The organism is Aquimarina sp. MMG016, from assembly GCF_018100805.1.
Taxonomy (GTDB): domain Bacteria; phylum Bacteroidota; class Bacteroidia; order Flavobacteriales; family Flavobacteriaceae; genus Aquimarina.
In genome coordinates this window covers 208,752-229,138 of record NZ_JAGJEA010000006.1, presented here as the reverse complement: position 1 = coordinate 229,138, position 20,387 = coordinate 208,752, and the positions used below count along the sequence as shown (strand labels likewise).

Below are 20,387 nucleotides of genomic sequence, written 5' to 3'. Positions count from 1 at the left end.
TTTTATTGATAAGAAATTACAATGTTCTTTATTGCTGCTTTGGCTAAAATTGTTTTGTCTCCAGTAGTTCCACTAATTCTAAAGATAAGGTGACCATCGTTAAGCGGATTGCAATCTTCTACATTAAAAACAATATTGTTATTAAGTTTGAACCATAAATGTGTTCCTTTTTTTCCAATTTCTACATCATACCATTTTCCAACTTCTGTAATGTTATCAGGTAAAGTTTGATAAAAACCTCTGGAATGAGGAGACATATTCTTAAAAAAAAATGGTTTATATCCGTGGGACTTATTGTTAAATGTAAGGTTATAATGTTTCATATTACTTCGCCATTGCCAGAACTCTTCTGGAGACGCATCGTTTTCGGGAAGAATTAATTCATCTGTATCGTTTTTTTGCGAAGCAGAGAATAAAGTAATTAATACCGAGGACTCTGACATAGCTTTTACTTTATAGTTGATGATGAAATCTCCTTTATAGGTTTTTGGACTGATTAGAAAATAGCCATTAGAACCTTTAGTTTCTTCAATGATCAATTCATCATTTTTGACAGTGCTTTTACCTTTATCTAGTGTTTTCCATTTAGAGAGTTCCTGCGCTGTAATTTCCTCTTGTTGTAATGCTCTTTGTTTACAGCTTATAAGTAATATAAATGATATAGTAAGAAGTATACTGTTTATTCTTATCTTCATGTTTTTTGATTTTTATTTTCTTTAATCTGTGGTACCATTGTGTTGATAATCTCGTTCTTTTCTGTTCCTTATTTTTCCTTCATTCTGAAATAGTTTATAGTTCACACTGAACAATACTCCAAAGGTTTGTGATTGGAAGCGCCAAACCTCGTTTTGTATTATATCTTGTGTTATTGTATTTCTGTACATTAGATTATTATCAAAAACATCAATAATTCTAAAACTAGCCGTTAATTTGTTGTCTAGTAATTTTAATCTAACTGCCCAGTCAAAACGATTTCGAGGTTCTCTGTAGTTAAATGCTCTTTGGTCTTTGGGAGTATGTCGATATGTGATATCTGTGCTGATATTTTTATTGATTTTAAAAGTATTCTTTAGAATAATGCTTGAAGAATACAATTGATTCCAGGTAAGATAAATGTCCTGGTCGATGTTTGTGAGGTAGTAATTACCTGATAGCTGTGCATTCCAATGCTGAGTTATTTTGTAACGTATATCTGTCTCAATACCATAAGAATGCTTTTTGCCAATATTGTCGAAACTTATGGACTGTACACCATCCTCATTGATATCGCTTAACCATTCGATTACATCTGTGCGATAACGATAAAATGTGGAAACAGATGCATTAAATTTGTTATTGTTATATTGATAATTGATTTCAAAATTATCACTAAACTCAGGCTTTAGGTTTGGGTTAGCTACCCACTGAAAAAATTGATTTCCCATTTGAAAAGGGTTGATATGATGAAAATTAGGGCGAGAAACTCTTTTACTATAACCAATATTCAAACTATTCGTTTCATCAACCTCATAAGAAGCATGAATCGAAGGGAACAGATCTGAAAATTTTTGATTAGTAGCCTGGCCATTTAGAGTATTATCTGAGTCAGAAATGAAATGTTCATAACGTAATCCTGTTTGCCAGCTCAGTTTTCCTGTATTGAATTTTGCCAAGGCATATATTCCTAATAAGTTTTCATTGTAGTTAAAAACATCAGTGCTTGCTGTTTCCTGAATTGGATTAAAATAATTATAGCTTCTGAGTTTTCTACCATTCCAGGAAAATCCTGTTTCTATTTGAGTTTTTTCTCCAATTGGCAAAGTATAGTCTAATGCTAATGCATGAAGTGTATTATTATTCTTTTGTTCTTCATTGAAAAGTAAAACCCTATCTTCAAAATCTATAGCTGGAAGGATATTTTTGTTTTTAGTAAGGTTATAATCAAATTCAATATAGTGCCCTTGTTTGTTGAAGTTTGTTCTGTGATTGATGTTAAAATTAGTGGTCTTATGAGTGTGCGAAGAGTTTCTTGTATAAATATAATCTTCTCTTCCTGTTACGTTGGTATAAAAGGTGTTGTTGTAAAAAGTGTGGTAATCGTTTGTGTGATTAAAATCAAAAGAAAGCTCGTTTTTGTCATTGATGAAGAAATCGATTCCAGAAGCTATCGTCCTAATTAGGCCATTATAGTCATGTGGAGTAAAAAAATCTCGCGTATTTCCATTAAGGTACTGTTGATTGATGGTTTGTTTACTATCCATTTCTCTTCCCGATTGCGAAGCATTCCATCTAAAGTTTATAGGCGAAAAATTATAGTTGCCATCGATACCATAGTTGTATCGTTTTGTACCTACTCCTGTATTTAAAGTCAGATTCAATCCTTGAGCAGAGTTCTTTTTAAGAATAATATTGATGATTCCTGAAAGACCATCTGCCTGATTTTTTGCAGAGGGTGATGTAATAATCTCTACTTTTTGTATAGATGAAGAAGGGATTTGTTCTAATAACTCTGTAGCGTTTAGAGCAGAGGGCTTACCATTGATCAATAAACGTACATTGCCGCTACCGCGTAAAGAAAGGGTTCCTGATCCTAAGTCGGTTTGGATTTCAGATATTTGATCAAAGGCTTCTAAGGCTGTTGTTCCTGACTGCTGCAGATCAGCCCCTAGATTGATGATTTTTCTGTCGATTTTTAATTGTGTGGTAGTCTGTTCAGCTTTTACAAATACTTCATCCAATTCATTTATAGGAGTTTTCAAAAAGATGATGATATTTTTTGGATCAGTAATTTCAGAATAGGCTAGAATGGATGTTTCTCTTCCTATAAAACTGATTTTAAAATGGGTAATCTCCTTTTTTGTTTTTAGTTGAAATTGTCCAATATCACTCGTAGAAGTGCCATCGATTAATTTGTCATTTTTATAGATGGCTACTGTAGCAAACGGGATAGTTTCTTGTGAATTGTGATCTTTTACAATACCCTTATAGATTTTGTTTTTTTGAGAAAATCCGGTGATGATTCCAATAAAAAAATAGAATGTAAAAAGTGTCGTTCGCATCTTTATGTAGTATAACACAATCAAATGTGATGCGATTTTTTAGTATTAGAAATTTTATTCTGTTAGTGTTGGTATTTGATCTGTAAATGAAGGTCGATTAAAAAGATAGAAAGAGGTAGAGATATGCTTAAATTAAAGCAGATAACCAGATACTCAGAAAAACAATAATAAAAGATTAGTATTAGCTACCTTTGCCGGATGCAGATTAGTTTTTCTTTTATCGTACCGGTATATAATAGACCTAATGAAATTCTAGAATTGCTCCAAAGTATGGTGGCCATGGAGTATAAAAAGGAATACGAAATTGTAATTGTAGAGGATGGTTCATCAGAAACCTCAGAAGAGGTGATTACCTCTTTTCAGGATAAATTGCATATCAGTTATTATCAAAAACATAATACAGGTCCTGGGGATTCTCGTAACTATGGTATGCAGAAGGCTAAAGGAAATTATTTTATTATTCTTGATAGCGATGTAATTTTACCAGAAAATTATTTATCAAAGGTTGATGTTTTTTTAGAAAAAAACTTTGTACACTGTTTCGGAGGGCCCGATGATGCGCATCCAAGTTTTTCAAACCTTCAGAAAGCCATAAGTTTTAGTATGACTTCTTATCTTACAACCGGAGGGATAAGAGGACGAAAAAATACAATGGGTAAGTTTCAACCCAGAAGTTTTAATATGGGGCTTTCTAGAGAAGCGTTTGAAGCTTCTGGAGGTTTTGGAGATATTCATCCAGGAGAAGACCCCGATCTCACTATCAGATTATGGAAACTTGATTATGACACAGCGCTGATCCCAGATGCTACCGTTTTTCATAAACGAAGAATCTCATGGAAGAAGTTTTATCAACAGGTAACTAAGTTTGGGTTAGTAAGGCCAATCTTAAACAAATGGCATCCGGATACAGCTAAATTTACATATTGGTTTCCCTCATTATTTATCTTGGGTACTGTATTTTCATTAATTGCTGCCGGATTTGGTTATTGGTATTTTATATCACTTCTAGGGGGGTATTTGTTTATGATATTATTGGGGGCAACTTTTAAGTATGGTAATGTTTCTATTGGAATCCAGTCAGTTATAGCAGTTCTTATTCAATTTTATGGTTATGGCAAAGGATTCTTAAGATCTTATTATTATATTCATATGCTAAAACGAGTTCCTGAAGAGCAATTTAAGAAGTTGTTTTTCTCAAAGTAATTCATATGTCAGGTAGAATTAAAAAAAGATTTTCCTTTAAAAGAAGTAATGTCAAAACATTCTTCTTCTTTCTGGTTTTTACATCCTTTTTATGGTTGTTTACTCAATTTTCTAAGAATTATACTAAAGAAGTAGAGGTGTCTATTTTGTATAAAAACCTCCCTGAAGATAAAATCCTTAATAAAAATAGTGATCAAACATTAAAATTAATACTAAACGGAAATGGTTTTAGGTTGATGAATCATTATTGGAGTAAACCAGAATTGGAGTTTGATGTAGCTAACGCATCTGCGTTTAAAGATGATGAATATCATTTTTATGTAGATAAGCAAGCAGCTTCTCTAAAACGTGAATTAGATTTTAATGGAAGAGTTTTATCCGTGCAAAAAGATACGTTAAAACTTAAGTTAGATATCAATTTAGAAAAAAAAGTACCGGTTAAGGTAAATGCTAAGGTTCAATATACCACAGGTTATGGAAGTGATAAAGGAGTAGTATCTTTGCCTGATTCTATAGTAATTAGTGGACCGGAAAAAGTAGTGGATACAATTCAATATGTAAGTACGGATCTATTGGAACTGGAAGGGTTAAATTCTGATTATAAAACAACATTGTCGATAGATGTAGAAGAACTGCCATCTAGAGTTAGTCTTGATAAAAAGGAGATTGAGGCAAGTATTCAAGTAAGTAAGTTTACAGAAGGAAATCAGATAGTCCCAATTACATTACAAAATGTTCCTGAAGGAGAGAAGGTTACTATCTTCCCAAAAGAAGCTACTGTGGTGTATAGAGTAGGTTTAGATAGATATAATGAAATTACGGCAATGAACTTTAAAGTAATTGCGGATTACAATAAAGCGTTAGAAGATAATTCTTTTTTAATCTTAGAATTGATAGAAATTCCAGAATCTATTCATGATGTTCGTCTTCAGGAAAAACAAGTTCAATATGTGATTCTAAAATAATATGGTGATAGTCGGATTAACCGGGGGGATTGGTAGTGGGAAATCTACAATTGCAAAAATGTTTAAGCAGTTAGGAGTTTCGGTTTACATAGCGGATAAAGAAGCAAAAAAATTGATGAATGATGATGAATCTATAAAGAAACAGATTAAAGCGTTATTAGGAAAAGAAGCATATAGTAAAGAGGAATTAAACCGGGCATATATTGCCAGTAAAGTTTTTAATGATAAATCTCTTTTAGAGAAGTTGAATTCGATTGTTCATCCTGCTGTTGAAAAACATTTTAGAAACTGGGTAAGTCTTCAACAAGGAGAATATGTAATTAAAGAAGCTGCCATACTTTTTGAAAATGATGGTTATAAACATTGTGATTATACAATTCTAGTTACGGCTCCCGAGGAAATTAGAATTGATCGAGTTCTAAAAAGAGATCATACTACACGTGAAGAAGTGCTTTCCAGAATCAAAAATCAATGGGATGATATGCAGAAAATTCCGTTAGCTGATTTTGTAATTCATAACAATAATTTAGAAGAAACTGAAAATCAGGTAGGAAAAATTCATAGAAAAATTTCCTGTTGAGCCCTTTGTAATCCTAATCTTTCATTTTGTTAACATTTGGTTAAACCATAAAGTCCCTAAATGTTAAAGTCTTACTTTTGACCTATGAATAAAAGGTTATTCGTGTTACTGATAATCCTAATGAGTTTATCATTGATTGGGATTATTTTCGTTCAGGGATATTGGATTAACAACACGGTAGAGAACAATGAAGAGCAGTTTTCTTATAATGCGAAACAAATTCTAATTTCTGTATCTAATAAAATTCAGTACAGGGAGTTTGAAGAAATGTATGCTCCGTTAAGGGAAATTTTGGATAGTATTGATGATCTGGACAGTAAAACATTACGACAATCTTTAAATATTAGTATTGATAATACCGCTAGGACTTTTGCATATGCTAATGGTATTTTAGAAGAAGACTATAAGCTGTTTTCGTCTTTTATCAATTTTAATATAGATACGGTAAAACTAAAAAACATATTAAATCGTAATGCCGATATCTCAGCAGAAGAGAATAATAGTGTTAGTCACCAAAAATCTAAAACCAAATTAGATAGAATAAAAGAACTAACAGATCTTCAGCGAAAAGATTATGAGATTGTAATTGGAGAGATTGCCAGTTTGATTCCTATTCATAGGAGGGTGCAGAAAAAGGAGATAGAATACCTGCTCAGAAAAGAACTGGAAGAAAGAGATATAAAGGTTGACTATGAGTATGCTATATATAGTAATGCTCTAGCCACTAGAGTACGTTCTGATGATTTTAGTTGGGATTATCCTACAACATATGCAGTTCCTCTCTTTTTAAATGAGGAAGGAGCAAGTAAGTATCAGTTGTATGTTAATTTTACGGGTAAGAAAAGGTATGTTTTGTCTACGATTAAGAGTATGGCAATTTTATCAATCATTTTTACTCTAATTATTGTTATAGCATATTCCAGTGCTTTATCACAGTTGATGCAACAACGGCAGATATCGCAGATAAAGACGGATTTTATAAATAATATGACTCATGAGTTAAAAACGCCTATTGCAACGATTAATCTAGCTCTTGATTCAATTAAGAATCCTAAAATATCAGGAGATCCAGAAAAAGTGCAGCGTTATATGAATATGATCAGAGAAGAGAATAAACGTATGCATGCTCAGGTAGAAAACGTGCTTAGGATTTCTCAGCTAGAAAAGAATGAGTTAAATATAAAGAAAGAGAGACAGGATTTACATGATATTATTGAAGATGCCGTAACGCATGTTTCTTTGATTGTAGAAAATAGAGAGGGATATATTAAACCTCATTTAGGAGCTCTGAAATCTATGATTTTGGCTAATGATAGTCATATGACCAATGTAGTAGTGAATATGTTAGATAATGCAGTAAAATATTCTGAAGGGTCACCTAAAATAGATATTTATACTGAAAATGTAAAAAATAGTATCGTTCTTAAGATTCGCGATCAAGGTGTAGGAATGAGTAAGATAGCTCAGAAAAAGATTTTCGAAAAATTCTTTAGAGAGCATACAGGAGATCTACATAATGTAAAAGGACACGGATTGGGATTGACATATGTAAAAAGAATCATAGATGATCATCATGGTCAGATATGGGTGGAGAGCGAACGGGGAAAAGGCTCCACATTTATAATTAAATTACCGTTAATATCTTAAAATATGGAAACAGAAAACAAAAAGATTTTGCTTGTAGAAGATGATCCAAACTTCGGAACAGTGTTGAAGGATTATCTCGTAATGAATGATTATGATGTAGTACATGCTAAAAATGGTATGGAAGGTTTCGAAAAGTTTAAAAAGGATGACTACGATATGTGTATCCTGGATGTAATGATGCCTTATAAGGACGGATTTACGTTAGCAAAAGAAATTAGAGATAAAAATGAAGAAGTACCAATCATTTTTCTAACTGCAAAAGCAATGAAGGAAGATGTGTTGAAAGGGTATAAGGTTGGAGCAGATGATTATCTTAATAAACCTTTTGATAGTGAAGTATTATTAATGAAGATACAAGCTATCATGCAACGTAAGAATACCGAATCTGTAGCAGATAGCAAACAATTTGAATTTAAAATAGGAGGTTTCCACCTGAATTCAAAACTTAGGTTCTTAACCTATAAAGAAGAAGAAGCTATTAAGCTTTCGCCTAAGGAGAATGAGCTACTGCGTTTATTAGCGTTACATCTTAATGATTTGATGCCTAGGGAATTGGCGTTGACTAAAATATGGAGAGATGATAATTATTTCACTTCTCGAAGTATGGATGTATATATAGCAAAACTTAGAAAATATCTGAAAAAAGATGAAAATGTAGAGATTCTTAATATCCACGGAGAAGGATTCAGATTAGTGGTTAGAAGCGAAGAATCTTAAAAAAGTAATAACGGTAACCGACTAAAAAATTCACTATGATCAAAATCATAGTGAATTTTTTTTAATATAAGTGATAAAAGATTCTAAATCACTTTGATAATCAAACCATTCAATTTCGGTGTCTTTTCTAAACCAGGTCAGCTGTCTTTTAGCAAATCGACGTGTATTTTTTTTGATTTCAGAAATAGAAAAATCTAAATCCCATTCCTTATTTAGATACTTAAATATTTCTTTATACCCAACAGTATTTAATGCATTTAAGGATTGATATTCCTGAAGACTTTTAACTTCGTCTATTAATCCAGCTTTAATCATAAGATCTACTCTTAGATTTATTCGATCATATATAATTTGTCTGTCTGCAGTAATTCCAGTTTTAATACTTTTAAAAGGGCGATTTTTTTTCGACTTAGTAAGAAAAGAAGAGTAAGGTTCGCCAGTGCCCATACAAATTTCTAAAGCTCTAATCACTCGTTGAGGATTATGTATATCAACATTACTATAATGGATAGGGTCTAATTCCTTTAATTGCTCTTGTAATACATCTATACCTTTAGTTTCTAGTGTATCATTGAGCTGTTGTCTGATTTTGGGATCTACCTCAGGAAAATGATCTAACCCTTTGGTCACAGCATCAACATATAATCCGGAACCACCTATCAAAATTGCATAGTCGTTTTTACTAAATAATTTGTCTAGAATTTCTAGAGCTTCTTTTTCAAAATCTCCAACGGTATATATCTCTTTAACACTCTTATGTTGGATACAATGATGTTTAGCCTGGCTTAATTCTTCTGCTGTAGGTGCTGCTGTGCCTATGCTCATTTCTTTATAAAATTGTCTGCTGTCTGCAGAAACAATCTCACAATTAAAATATTTAGCAAGTTGTATGCTTAAGCTGGTTTTACCGATAGCAGTTGGTCCGGTAATTACAATTAGATTTTTAGTCATTGTGCAAATCTTCTCCACATTTATGACAGAATTGAGCACCATCATAATGATTAGACGTATTACAATTAGAACATACTTGCGTATTTAGGTTTACTTTTTTGGACTTACGTCCTGAAGCGTATTCTGCGGATACAATACCTGTCGGAACAGCAATAATACCATAACCTACAATCATAATAAGAGCAGCAATTAATTGCCCAAATGGGGTAGAAGGAGCGATATCTCCATATCCTACTGTGGTCATAGTTACAATACACCAATATACACTAATAGGTATATTTTTAAAACCACCTTCTTCGCCTTCGATTAGATACATCACGGTACCCATAATGATGCATAATACTAATACTGCAAATAAAAAGACTAATATTTTTGCCCCGCTATCACGTATTGCTTTAGCCAATCTATTAGACTCACCTATATAACGTGAGATTTTTAGAATTCTAAATACTCTAAGTAGTCTTAATGCTCTTACAGTAAGTAAGGCGCTGGTACCGGTGAAAAAGAAGGTTAGATATAGCGGTAATGTTGAAAGCAAGTCAATAATGCCATAAAAGCTAAAAATATATGATGAAGATTTTTTTACAGTAATTATCCTCGCCATATATTCAAAAGTAAAGAAAATGGTTATTACCCATTCTCCATAATACAATATATCATAAATCACAGCCGGAAAACCCTTTACGCTTTCTAGCATTACGAAAATAATACTTAGGATAATAAGTATCATTAATATTACATCAAAAAGCCTTCCTATTGGGGTGTCAGCCTCATATATGATTTCGTGTAATCGGTCTTTCCAGTTTTTTATTTGTGAGGATGTTTTGTTCAAGTTTTTGATTTTGATTAAAAATACTAAAAAAACTAACTTGTTTTCTTAACAGTGATTAGAGTGTCGTTTTCTATTTGTACAATAAGGTTAAAGAATTCTTTTAATATAGAATAATATTCTGATGGATAATATGAAGAATTAAATGCGATTCTATGATTTAACATCAACTTGTTTCCATTTCTTTGAAAACCAATTTTAACTGTTCCCAGTTTATTTGGGATTGTATAGCCTATATTTTTAGGAATATCGATAAAATCATAACCTTCAGGGATTTCTATAGATATCAAATAGGTATACGAGTTTTGATATCCAAAATCCACCGGGTATGTTCTTTCATTTAGCCTGAATGGGTTTTCTTTAAAAAAAGGTCTTGTGAATGGTTTGATATAAATTTCATTATCTATTTCCTCAATATTTCTTCTAAATGTAAATTCTTCTTCAAATGGTTTTTCAGTATCCTTTTCATTTTTAATACTAAAATCTGTAATGGCAACACTCTCGTTCTGTTTTTTTATATTGGTAATAAAACTCTCTTTATTAATTTGGTCGAACTTTTTTCTTTTATCGTAGCTGTGATAACCAGTGGAGATATGTTTAGCTTTACCTTTTAGGACTAAATTGTTATCAAGTATTAATTCTTCTCTGAAAAAGTATGAAGAATTGCGTTGAGGTTTTATATCAACCCATGAACTACCATTTTTAAAATCCAATAATCTACCATATTGATTTAAGCATCTGAAAGGAAGCTGCCCAAATTCTAAAGTGTTTTCGGTTGCATCTAATAGATATGTTTTATCATCTAAGGACAATTGAACAACCAGGTAGTTAAAATCCGAAATGACCGGATGAAGCTTTGTGGGATATCCATTGGTTCTAGTTGATAATAATACTGAATTTACTTTAAAACCTTGTTCCTTTAGTGTATTGTGCAGTAAGATATTGATTCCTGAAACATTACCGGTTTTGTTTTCGATTACCTTTTTTACTAGGCTACTCTCATTGTTTCTAAATATTTGATATTTTTCATTCCATTTATAATTGTCTGCGATATAATTATAGATGCTTTTTGCTTTAGTTAGATCATTTGGTTTTGATTGGATATTATCAGGAAGGATGTCCTTGGTAATATTAATTTTTTTAAGTTGAAGTCCTATAGTTTGCTCTTTTTTAAGCTCATTATCTACATTTTTCCATGTTTCAGTGTATTTCTTATTTTTTCCATCAAAACCTTTGAATTCCTTTAACTCATATTCAATTCTGGAAAAATAATTCTTCTTTGCCGTCATATGTTCTTCTTCTTCGAAAGCTGGGATATTCTCCATAGTATATACGTTATGCGAACAATCAGCTGTTCCAGTTCTAACATCTAGGCATTCACGAATTATTTTGGATTCATTAGTTTTTAATTTTAAGGGTCCAATTAATCTTATATTATAAATATAATTACCAGGCAAATCAGCTGTGAATTCACTATACATCTTTGGAATATCATCCTGAAAATCCCAACCATTAAAATTGTACATAAAAGGAGATTCTGTTTGATATTTGTAGGTCAATACAGAACCGGGTTTTAGATTGGGAAATGTGAATTTTACAACAGTATAACGTTCATTATACTTTTCTCTAAATATTTGTTTTTTGTCTACTTTAGTTTTTACAATTTTATTATTTTCTAGATTATGTGTATAGGCAACAATGTCTCTTATTTTTTCTTTATTGTTTTTGTTTTGATATAGGTAGACCTCAACAGTGGCTTTTTTAAAACCTTGTTCATTTAATATTTTTATTTTTGCTTCATAATTGGTTAAAAGATTGTATCTACCTCCATTTTCTACTCTACTATATCCTTTTTCATAAATATAAAATGCATTAGCAGTGCTGTCTTTAGTATAAATATTGTTTTTTAGATCAGCCATGCTTACAACAGCATTTTTAGTGTTGTAGGCTTGTTGGGCTGTTGTAAGAAATGAAAAAGTAATTAAGAATAGTAAGAGTATGGGTTTACTCATTTTTAATAAGTTTAATAATTTTTAATTTTTTATGCTTTCGGGTGTAACTTTGGATGATATGTTGTGCATCTCTATCGTGTTTCATTGGAGTAATAATAGAACGTAAAATATCAATATTATCAATTTGATAATTCAGATTAAAGAACCCTATTCCTTTAAATCTACCTTCTTCAATTAATACGACACTTTTTTCATCAACATCACGTCCTTGATCAATAATCACCATGTCCTGGTTATCAAAAGAGTTGTTTTCGATAAGTTGCAAGGCTCTTATGTTATATTCCTCTGGAGTTTCTTCTGTAATGCAGGCCCCAAAACATGCTTTTATTGTGTAGCCAAAACAGTTACCATTATTATTATCAATCCCCGTGAGTTTTTGACATAAATGATACTCCTCAGTCCAGCGATGTATAAAAGTTTTAGCCTGTTGTCTGTTGGTAAAAGTGGTAATGCTTTTTTTTCGATAATCGCTCTTACCAATTTTAAGATTTATATAACCGTTGTCATCTATAAATTGATAAAGTGCCTGATCAAATTTTGACCGTCGTAATGCTCGATTATATTTCGGTTTGTTAATCTTAATCTCTTCACTTTCTTTTAGAAGTGCTAACAGTTCACTACCAGTAATTTCATATGTAATACTGGTGACTTCTGTCTGAATTCTCCTTGATTTACTCTGGTCGCTTGTAAAATGCTGATTCAGTCTTTTTTTGATATTTTTACTTTTACCAATGTATATGATTTTTCCATCTTCTCTATGCATGTAATATACTCCTGTGGCAGTTGGTGCTTGTTCCATAAGCCTTAAAAGCTTATCATCAATCTGACGTTTAGGGTCAGCGCGAACCGTTTCGGTAATGATGGTTTTTTCAGAATCTTTGGATAGTAATAGCTTAAATAGCTTTACAGTGGCTAAAGCATCTCCATTAGCCCGGTGTCTATCAGATAGAGGTATGCCGAGTCCTCGAACCAATTTTCCTAAACTATAAGATTTTTGATCCGGAATCAGTTTTTTGGATAGTTCTACGGTGCATAAAGATTCTCTTTCATAATCAAAACCTAATCTAGAAAACTCTGTTTGTAATATCCGGTAATCAAAACTGGCATTATGGGCTACAATAACACAATCTGTAGTGATCTCTACAATTCTTTTAGCAACTTCATAAAACTTTGGAGCATTACGAAGCATCTGATTATTAATTCCCGTAAGATTAGCAACAAATGGTTGAATAGGTCTTTCGGGATTTACAAGGCTAATAAATTGATCTACAACATCGTGTCCGTTATATTTATATATAGCAATTTCGGTGATTCCCTCTTCATTGTATTTTCCTCCGGTAGTTTCTATATCTAGAATTGCGTACATATATTGGTTTATAATTGGTTGTTTTTAGGGGTTGTGAAATGTAATTAACCATAATTTCTAGCACCAAATATAGAACTTCCTATTCTAACCATGGTACTTCCGTAATTCATAGCAGTTTTGTAATCTCCACTCATTCCGATGGATAAGATTTTTAATTCAGGATATTTTGATTTTGACTGATCAAAAAAGTCTTTGATTTTTTTAAACTCACTCTGTATTTGCTCTTGATTTTCAGTAAAAGTAGCCATTCCCATAAAACCTAGAATACGAATATTAGATAGGCTTTTTACTTCTTCTGAAGCAAGTAAATTAGAAACGTGCTCTTCGCTTAACCCAAATTTACTTTCTTCCTGTGCTATTTTTACCTGAAGTAGACAATTTATGGTTCTATTATGCTTTTTTGCTTGTTTATTAATTTCTTTAAGTAGCTTAAAGCTATCAACAGCATGAATTAAATCTACAAAAGGAGCCATGTATTTTACTTTATTAGTCTGTACATGTCCAATCATATGCCAACTGATATCTTTAGGCATCATTTTCCACTTTTCTGCCATTTCCTGAATTTTGTTTTCACCAAAAATTCGTTGACCAGCTTCATAGGCTTGCATTAAGTCAGAAACAGGTTTGGTTTTGGATACAGCCACTAGTGTAACTTCTTCTGGTATAGAGGTCTTTATGTCTAAAAGATTTTTTTTGATATTATTCATAGTTTGCAAAGATATCTAAAAAGCTCCCTAACCCCAAAGGCGGTTAAAACTCATAGATAGTAACCCCACTTCTCAGCTTTGGTTCTATATAAGTACTTTTAGGAGGCATTTTTAATCCTTGATCGGCAATTTTTTTCATTTGTTCAACTGATGCGGGAAATAATCCAAAGCCTACTTGGTACTCTTTACTATCTATTTTACTTTTTACAAAAACAATATCGTTTTTACCATGAGAATATTCGATTCTTGTATCAGTTCGCACATTATTAATGTTCAGGATAGGTTTTAATACTGTCTTATAAAGAATTTGAGCATCTAATTCTTCTAATGCATCTGTAAATTCATATATTGTTTTTCTGAGATAAAGCGAATAGAATTCTCCATCAAGATACATGCTAAAATGATGAGGTTTAGAAGGTTTATATACTTCAATCCCTCTATTTTCAATACGAAACCATTCATCTAACCGTATTAAAAACTCTTCTTTAGTTAATCCATTAAGATCTTTTATAAGTCTATTGAATTCATAAATTCTAAGGTCAGATTCAGGAATCAGGTAACTCATAAAGAAATTGTAAGCTTCGGTTCCTTTATGATCAGGATTGTTTTTTTGTAAATCTTTAGTTAATAAATAAGATGATGATGAACGGTGATGACCATCGGCTATATATATGGTTTCTATATTCGAAAACTCCTTTTGAATCTGATCAATCACTTTTTGATCTTTTACTTTCCAGAGATAATGAGTATCACGATATGTGGTGGTGAATTCGTACTCTGACCTTTCTTCTGTAATTTCAGCAATAATTTCAGTTAAGTTTTTATTATCTGGATAGGTTAGGAGTACTGGTTCTGCATTAAAGCCAACAGTTTTGAGGTATTCTTTAAATGTGGTTTCGCGATGTTGTAAAGTGTCCTCATGTTTTTTGATAATATCATTCTCATAATCTTCTGCACTAGCAGCTGCAATGATTCCACAAAAAGATTCTTGTTCTCGGTTCACAATTTTATACACATAATAACACGCAGTTTCATCTTGTTTGAAGATTTCATCTTCCTTGAATTCCAAATATCGATTACGAACCAATTTATATCGATCTTCTCCCGAAATTTCTTTTTGGTATTTGTATCCTGGATTAACAATATGTAAAAAAGAATAAGGGTTATAATCCATTCGAGAATCACGTTCTGCGGGTGTATAACTTTGATAAGAACGAGATGCTACCAAACTAACTTTATCTCTGGTAGGACGAACTGCTTTAAATGGATGGATTTTTGCCAAGGTAATATGAATTGATTAATACAAACATAAAGTATTTTATAGAAATTTTGTTTTATAAAACATTACTATGAGTAGAAACAAAAGTTTTTATCCTCAAAAATGTAGTTTTTCGTCCACAAAATATTGAAGTTGGTCACTTTATGATTTTTAAGGATGTTTTCCTTGATATTATTGTAGTATTAAAAATCAAAAAGCAATAATGATGAAAACACAAATTATTTCAAAACTCAAAGTATGTATTCTATTATTTTCTATGGTATTGGCATTTAGTTCTTGCTCTGACGATGACAAGGCAGTCGTGGAGCTTCCGATATTTGTAGAATTACCTGCGAGTACCTTGGGTTGGTATAATGGACTACTAACTCTGAATGGAATATTGGTTAATTCGGATGGTACTGCATGGGTTACAGCATCAGGTTCTAAAACCTATACAATTAGTTTTAGTGATGATGTATCATCAATTACAGGTGCAACATTTATAACGAATAATGATAGTACTATTTTTACATATATAAATGCTAATGCCACAACAACAGTGACTATTAATGTTAATGGTGATCTTACAGTTGCGAAAAGTGATGTTCCGATTATTGCTTTCGACGGAAGTAACTAGAAGATATTTATCTCTGGAATACAAAAAAAGCGCTTTAACACATATGTTGTAAAGCGCTTTTAATTATTTTATTTAATTATTCTTTATAAACTTTGTAGGGTCCAGGTACCCTGTAGGATCTTCGGCATAACCACCTCCAATATCCATAAAGATATTATCTCTAATTTCCAGATGTAAATGTGCATAATATAAACCACCTGCATTACCAATGGTTCCTACCATAGCACCTTTTTTAATTAAATCCCCTTTCTGGACATTAATAGTATTACAATGTGCATAAACAGATTCATAATATTTTCCTTGATATTGATGAATAATCCTGATCACGTTACCCCAGCCACCGCCTATGTTTTCTGCAAAAGAAACATATCCGTGACCAATACTGTAAATAGGGTCTCCAAGGTCTGTATTTCCGCCTCCAACACCATTCCAGTCATCTCCTAAGTGATTATTATTTCTAAACTTTTGAGCATTATAATACCCTTTTGCATTTGGTTTTCCTACTGGAAAATCAAAGCTTTTCGAAATAAATTCAGGATTGTTTTTAAATATCGAATCGTATTTGTGATATTTATTCTGAGTTATTATAAAACCCCTATTGTTAGTATTAAGATCACTAGCAAAATACGTTTCTGATTCATTTTTATATAAAAAACAAACCAGAATTATATTTGATATTAATAAAAGTCTATACAAATTGTTTAGCTACTTTTTCTGCTTTCCTGCTTTCTGAATAATCATAGAAACCTTCTCCGCTTTTTACTCCAAGTTTACCAGCCATTACCATATTAACTAATAACGGGCAAGGAGCATATTTAGGATTCTTAAACCCATCATACATTACATTTAAAATAGAAAGGCATACATCAAGGCCTATGAAATCTGCTAATTGCAGCGGTCCCATTGGGTGTGCCATTCCTAATTTCATAACTGTATCGATTTCTGATACTCCTGCAACTCCGTTATATAAAGTTTCAATAGATTCGTTGATCATAGGCATTAAAATACGATTGGCGACGAATCCTGGGTAATCATTTACTTCTACAGGAACTTTGCCAACCGTTTTGGACATTTCCATAATAGTATTGGTTACTTCATCAGAGGTGTTGTATCCTCTGATAATCTCCACCAATTTCATGATTGGTACTGGATTCATAAAATGCATACCAATTACCATATCCGGTCTATCTGTTGCGGCAGCAATTTGTGTAATCGAAATAGATGAAGTATTGGTCGCTAGAATAGTATCTTCAGGGCAAGCTTCGTTTAATTCTTTGAATATTTTAAGCTTTAAGTCTACATTTTCTGTAGCAGCTTCTATAACCAAACCGGCATATTCAACTCCTTCTTTGATATTAGTATACGTCGAAATATTTCCTAAAGTCTCCTCTTTATCAGCTTCAGTGATCTTTTCTTTGGCAATCATTCTATCCAAATTTTTGGTAATAGTTGCTAGTCCTTTATCCAAAGCTGGTTGAGAAATATCGATAAGTTGAACTTTAAAACCTTTTTGAGCAAAAGTATGTGCAATACCATTACCCATGGTTCCTGCACCGATAACTGCTATGTTTTTCATGTTGTATATTTAGTATGTGTATGTGATATGTGTATAATCTATACTAGTGTTTGAAGCATTCAATAACTTTAAGTGCTACTTCCAATGCTTTTTTACCATGCTCTAATGATACAATTGGAGTAGTGTCGTTATTAATGGCTTCAGCAAAAGTATCTAACTCATCCAGAATTGCATTATTAGAAGGTACATTGGGGTTGTCAAAATAGATTTGTTTTTTGACTCCTTCAGCATTCTGAAGAATCATCGCAAAATCATCTGGATTTTCCGGAGCATCTTTCATTTTTACAACTTCGCATTTTTTCTCAAAGAAATCTACAGAGATATATGCATCACGTTGAAAAAACCTGGATTTCCTCATATTCTTTAAAGAAATACGACTTGCCGTAAGATTGGCCACACAACCATTTTCGAATTCGATTCTGGCATTGGCAATATCAGGGGTTTCACTAATTACAGAAACACCACTGGCACTAATATGTTTAACTTTAGAATGAACGACACTTAATATAGCATCGATATCGTGAATCATTAAATCCAAAACTACAGGTACATCGGTACCACGAGGGTTAAACTCAGCCAGTCTGTGAGCTTCAATAAACATGGGATTATCAATTTTATCCGCTACAGCTGTATATGCAGGATTAAAACGTTCTACATGTCCCACTTGCCCTTTTACCTTATACGTATTAGCTAGTTCGATCAATTGCTCAGCTTCTTCAACGGTATTCGTTATTGGTTTTTCTATAAAAACATGTCTCCCAGCTTTTATAGCTTGCTTGGCTACATCAAAATGTGCGAAGGTTGGTGTCACAATATCTACAACATCAACTGCATTGATTAATTCTTCTGCAGAATTAAATAATTGATAACCAAACTCTTCTGCAATAGCTTTAGCTTGTGCCTCACTAGCGTCATAGAACCCTACTAGTTCGTAATTTTCAGATTGTTCGAGAAGTCGTAAATGGATTTTGCCTAGGTGTCCCGCACCGAGTACTCCAGCTTTGAGCATAATTCATGATTTTACACAAAAATAGTATTATTTATAAATTTTAAATCCTAATTATATGTAAAATGCAAAATATTCAGGTTAGTAGTGAAATAGTTTAGAAATCTTTAAAATCTTTATGTAATTTTAGCCAGCTAAACAACCTTAATATAGTGAAAGATACCCTTAGACATGCTGGTAAAAGAAAGCAATTAGTAGAAGTATTGATTAAAAAAGGAATCAAAGATGAAGGTGTTTTGTCTGCTATCAACAAGATACCTAGGCATTTATTTATGGATTCAAGTTTTGAGGATCATGCGTATCAGGACAAAGCTTTCCCAATAGCTGCCGATCAAACTATTTCTCAGCCATACACAGTTGCTTTTCAGAGTGAATTGTTACAGGTTGAAAAGGGAGATCAGGTATTAGAGATTGGTACAGGATCCGGGTACCAAACTGCAGTACTATGCGAGTTAGGAGCCAAAGTATATAGTATAGAAAGGCAGCAGGAATTATTTAAAAAAACGAAGCTGTTTTTGTCTAAGCTTGGCTATCGTCCTAAAAGACTTACGTTTGGTGATGGGTATAAAGGAATGGAAGAGTTTGCTCCTTATGATTCTATTATTGTAACTGCGGGAGCTCCGTTTGTGCCAAAACCACTTTTGAGTCAGCTTAAAATAGGGGGTAGACTAGTTATCCCGGTGGGTAAGAAAAATCAAATCATGACTTTGTTTATTCGTAAAAGTGAAAATGAATTTGAAAAACGAGAGCTTGGAGAGTTTAGATTCGTACCGTTATTGGAGGATAAGAATTAGAGTATATATTTGTTATGAAGAGAGTTGAAATTGTATTAATAAGCATAGCAGTTTTAGCGATATTTTGGAAAGCGTTGGATTATCCTTTTGGAAATATGGTTACTATGTTGTCACTTTTAGGTCTTTCTTGTCTATATTTCTATTTTAGTTTTGTGCTACTAAATAGTGTGCCATTACGTAAAATGTTTAAAAAAGATGCTTACGCTGAAGCTTCTTCAATAAGGATTATAGGGACAATTTGTACAGGTGTTCTTCTTTCTATTACTGTATTGGGAATATTATTTCAGGTAATGTCTTGGCCTTTTTCAAAAACCAATTTGTTACTAGGTTTTTTGGGCTTACTAATTATTTCGGTTATTAGAATTATTAAATATTTTAAGCAGAAAGAAGGCTTTTATAAAAAGATACTTTTACGCAGTATAATTTACTGTACTATAGCTCTTGTTCTTTTATATATTATTCCTCCATATACTTTTCTGAAAATAAAGTATAAAGATCACCCGGATTATATTGAAGTTCTAAAACAATTGGATAAAGATCCTAACAATCAAGAATTACAGAAGCAAGAACAGGAATTATATAATAAAATAACAACACACGATAGAACAGGAAAAAGGTAGCGATATTAATTATAGTTTTTCTTAATCCTATCCAACGCTCTTTTATTATCTCTATCCTTGATAGTTTCTCTTTTATCATACATTTTCTTACCACGTGCCAGAACAATATCTAACTTAGCTAAGCCCTTTTCATTAATAAATAAACGGGTTGGAATAATAGTAAGACCTGAATTTTTAACTTCTTTTTCGAGCTTACGCAACTCTTTTTTATTAAGTAATAGCTTACGTTCACTCTTTGGACTATGATTAAAGTAGGTTGCGTGAGAATACTCTTCGATGTGCATATTGATCACAAAAAGCTCTCCGTTATTGAACTCACAGAAACTTTCTGCAATACCTGCTTTACCTTCACGAATGGCTTTGATCTCTGTACCAGCTAATTTGATTCCGGCTGTATATTTATCCAGAAATTCGTATTCGAATTTAGCTTTTCGATTTAGTATGTTAATTTTATTCGGATTCATTTTTAACGTCAATGCGT

The 20,387-nt window shown here is 32.3% G+C and carries 20 protein-coding genes; 8 read left to right on the top strand and 12 right to left on the bottom strand.

All coding sequences use genetic code 11. The annotated features are described in order from the left end of the window. Positions 1–2: 2 nt before the first annotated feature. Entirely contained in the window at positions 3–695 is a 693-nt protein-coding gene (locus J8M14_RS13935) for a family 16 glycoside hydrolase (protein WP_211075417.1), read from the bottom strand. Between the two features lie 21 nt (positions 696–716). Continuing rightward, on the bottom strand, positions 717–3,038 hold the full coding sequence (locus J8M14_RS13930; protein WP_211075416.1) for an outer membrane beta-barrel family protein: 2,322 nt from the start codon (positions 3,036–3,038) through the stop codon (positions 717–719). A gap of 198 nt (positions 3,039–3,236) precedes the next feature. On the opposite strand from J8M14_RS13930, the gene J8M14_RS13925 reads away from it, so the two are divergent. The 5 genes from J8M14_RS13925 to J8M14_RS13905 all read left to right on the top strand — a co-directional run bounded on the left by J8M14_RS13925 (position 3,237) and on the right by J8M14_RS13905 (position 8,150). Continuing rightward, entirely contained in the window at positions 3,237–4,241 is a 1,005-nt protein-coding gene (locus J8M14_RS13925; protein ID WP_211075415.1) for a glycosyltransferase, read from the top strand. A 5-nt stretch (positions 4,242–4,246) separates the two neighbouring features. Next, positions 4,247–5,206: a YbbR-like domain-containing protein gene (locus J8M14_RS13920; protein ID WP_211075414.1), complete on the top strand. Its 960-nt coding sequence runs from the start codon at positions 4,247–4,249 to the stop codon at positions 5,204–5,206. 1 nt (position 5,207) lies between these two features. Further along, positions 5,208–5,786 carry a dephospho-CoA kinase gene (gene coaE, locus J8M14_RS13915; protein ID WP_211075413.1) on the top strand — a complete coding sequence of 193 codons (579 nt, stop codon included), beginning with the start codon at positions 5,208–5,210 and terminating at the stop codon, positions 5,784–5,786. A 120-nt stretch (positions 5,787–5,906) separates the two neighbouring features. Then, the gene (locus J8M14_RS13910; RefSeq protein WP_348772848.1) at positions 5,907–7,433 is read left to right on the top strand and encodes a HAMP domain-containing sensor histidine kinase; all 1,527 of its coding nucleotides are present in this window, start codon (positions 5,907–5,909) and stop codon (positions 7,431–7,433) included. Between the two features lie 3 nt (positions 7,434–7,436). Then, on the top strand, positions 7,437–8,150 hold the full coding sequence (locus tag J8M14_RS13905; protein ID WP_211075411.1) for a response regulator transcription factor: 714 nt from the start codon (positions 7,437–7,439) through the stop codon (positions 8,148–8,150). Between the two features lie 45 nt (positions 8,151–8,195). Here the strand turns inward: J8M14_RS13905 and miaA are convergent, their stop codons facing one another. The 6 genes from miaA to J8M14_RS13875 are packed head-to-tail and all read right to left on the bottom strand — an operon-like array spanning position 8,196 to position 15,297. Further along, entirely contained in the window at positions 8,196–9,101 is a 906-nt protein-coding gene (gene miaA / locus J8M14_RS13900) for a tRNA (adenosine(37)-N6)-dimethylallyltransferase MiaA (protein ID WP_211075410.1), read from the bottom strand. Next, entirely contained in the window at positions 9,094–9,933 is an 840-nt protein-coding gene (locus tag J8M14_RS13895; protein ID WP_211075409.1) for an ion transporter, read from the bottom strand. Before J8M14_RS13895 ends, miaA begins: the two co-directional genes overlap by 8 nt. Positions 9,934–9,965: 32 nt before the next feature. After that, a complete protein-coding gene (locus J8M14_RS13890) occupies positions 9,966–11,942 on the bottom strand; it encodes a DUF3857 domain-containing protein (RefSeq protein WP_211075408.1) in 1,977 nt (658 codons plus the stop codon). Continuing rightward, positions 11,935–13,308, bottom strand: coding sequence for an exonuclease domain-containing protein (locus J8M14_RS13885; RefSeq protein ID WP_211075407.1), 1,374 nt, complete (start codon positions 13,306–13,308; stop codon positions 11,935–11,937). Before J8M14_RS13885 ends, J8M14_RS13890 begins: the two co-directional genes overlap by 8 nt. Positions 13,309–13,352: 44 nt before the next feature. Next, positions 13,353–14,015: a YggS family pyridoxal phosphate-dependent enzyme gene (locus J8M14_RS13880; RefSeq protein WP_211075406.1), complete on the bottom strand. Its 663-nt coding sequence runs from the start codon at positions 14,013–14,015 to the stop codon at positions 13,353–13,355. 43 nt (positions 14,016–14,058) lie between these two features. Next, positions 14,059–15,297, bottom strand: a complete 1,239-nt coding sequence (locus J8M14_RS13875; protein WP_211075405.1) for a DUF1015 domain-containing protein — start codon at positions 15,295–15,297, stop codon at positions 14,059–14,061. A 202-nt stretch (positions 15,298–15,499) separates the two neighbouring features. On the opposite strand from J8M14_RS13875, the gene J8M14_RS13870 reads away from it, so the two are divergent. Beyond that, positions 15,500–15,910 carry a hypothetical protein gene (locus J8M14_RS13870; protein ID WP_211075404.1) on the top strand — a complete coding sequence of 137 codons (411 nt, stop codon included), beginning with the start codon at positions 15,500–15,502 and terminating at the stop codon, positions 15,908–15,910. Between the two features lie 72 nt (positions 15,911–15,982). Here J8M14_RS13870 and J8M14_RS13865 read toward each other — a convergent pair whose 3' ends face one another. From J8M14_RS13865 to J8M14_RS13855, 3 genes are read right to left on the bottom strand one after another with little or no spacing between them, the layout of a single operon-like run. Next, positions 15,983–16,606, bottom strand: a complete 624-nt coding sequence (locus J8M14_RS13865) for a M23 family metallopeptidase (protein ID WP_247672642.1) — start codon at positions 16,604–16,606, stop codon at positions 15,983–15,985. Then, positions 16,599–17,486, bottom strand: coding sequence for a 3-hydroxybutyryl-CoA dehydrogenase (locus J8M14_RS13860; protein WP_211075403.1), 888 nt, complete (start codon positions 17,484–17,486; stop codon positions 16,599–16,601). Before J8M14_RS13860 ends, J8M14_RS13865 begins: the two co-directional genes overlap by 8 nt. A 43-nt stretch (positions 17,487–17,529) precedes the next feature. Then, positions 17,530–18,495 carry a Gfo/Idh/MocA family oxidoreductase gene (locus tag J8M14_RS13855; RefSeq protein ID WP_211075402.1) on the bottom strand — a complete coding sequence of 322 codons (966 nt, stop codon included), beginning with the start codon at positions 18,493–18,495 and terminating at the stop codon, positions 17,530–17,532. A 149-nt stretch (positions 18,496–18,644) separates the two neighbouring features. On the opposite strand from J8M14_RS13855, the gene J8M14_RS13850 reads away from it, so the two are divergent. Further along, positions 18,645–19,286 (top strand): protein-L-isoaspartate(D-aspartate) O-methyltransferase, encoded by a 642-nt coding sequence (locus tag J8M14_RS13850; RefSeq protein WP_211075401.1) that lies wholly within the window; start codon positions 18,645–18,647, stop codon positions 19,284–19,286. 14 nt (positions 19,287–19,300) lie between these two features. Then, positions 19,301–19,906 carry a hypothetical protein gene (locus J8M14_RS13845; RefSeq protein ID WP_211075400.1) on the top strand — a complete coding sequence of 202 codons (606 nt, stop codon included), beginning with the start codon at positions 19,301–19,303 and terminating at the stop codon, positions 19,904–19,906. Positions 19,907–19,911: 5 nt separating this feature from the next. Here the strand turns inward: J8M14_RS13845 and smpB are convergent, their stop codons facing one another. Then, positions 19,912–20,370, bottom strand: a complete 459-nt coding sequence (gene smpB / locus J8M14_RS13840; protein WP_211075399.1) for an SsrA-binding protein SmpB — start codon at positions 20,368–20,370, stop codon at positions 19,912–19,914. Between the last annotated feature and the right edge of the window lie 17 nt (positions 20,371–20,387).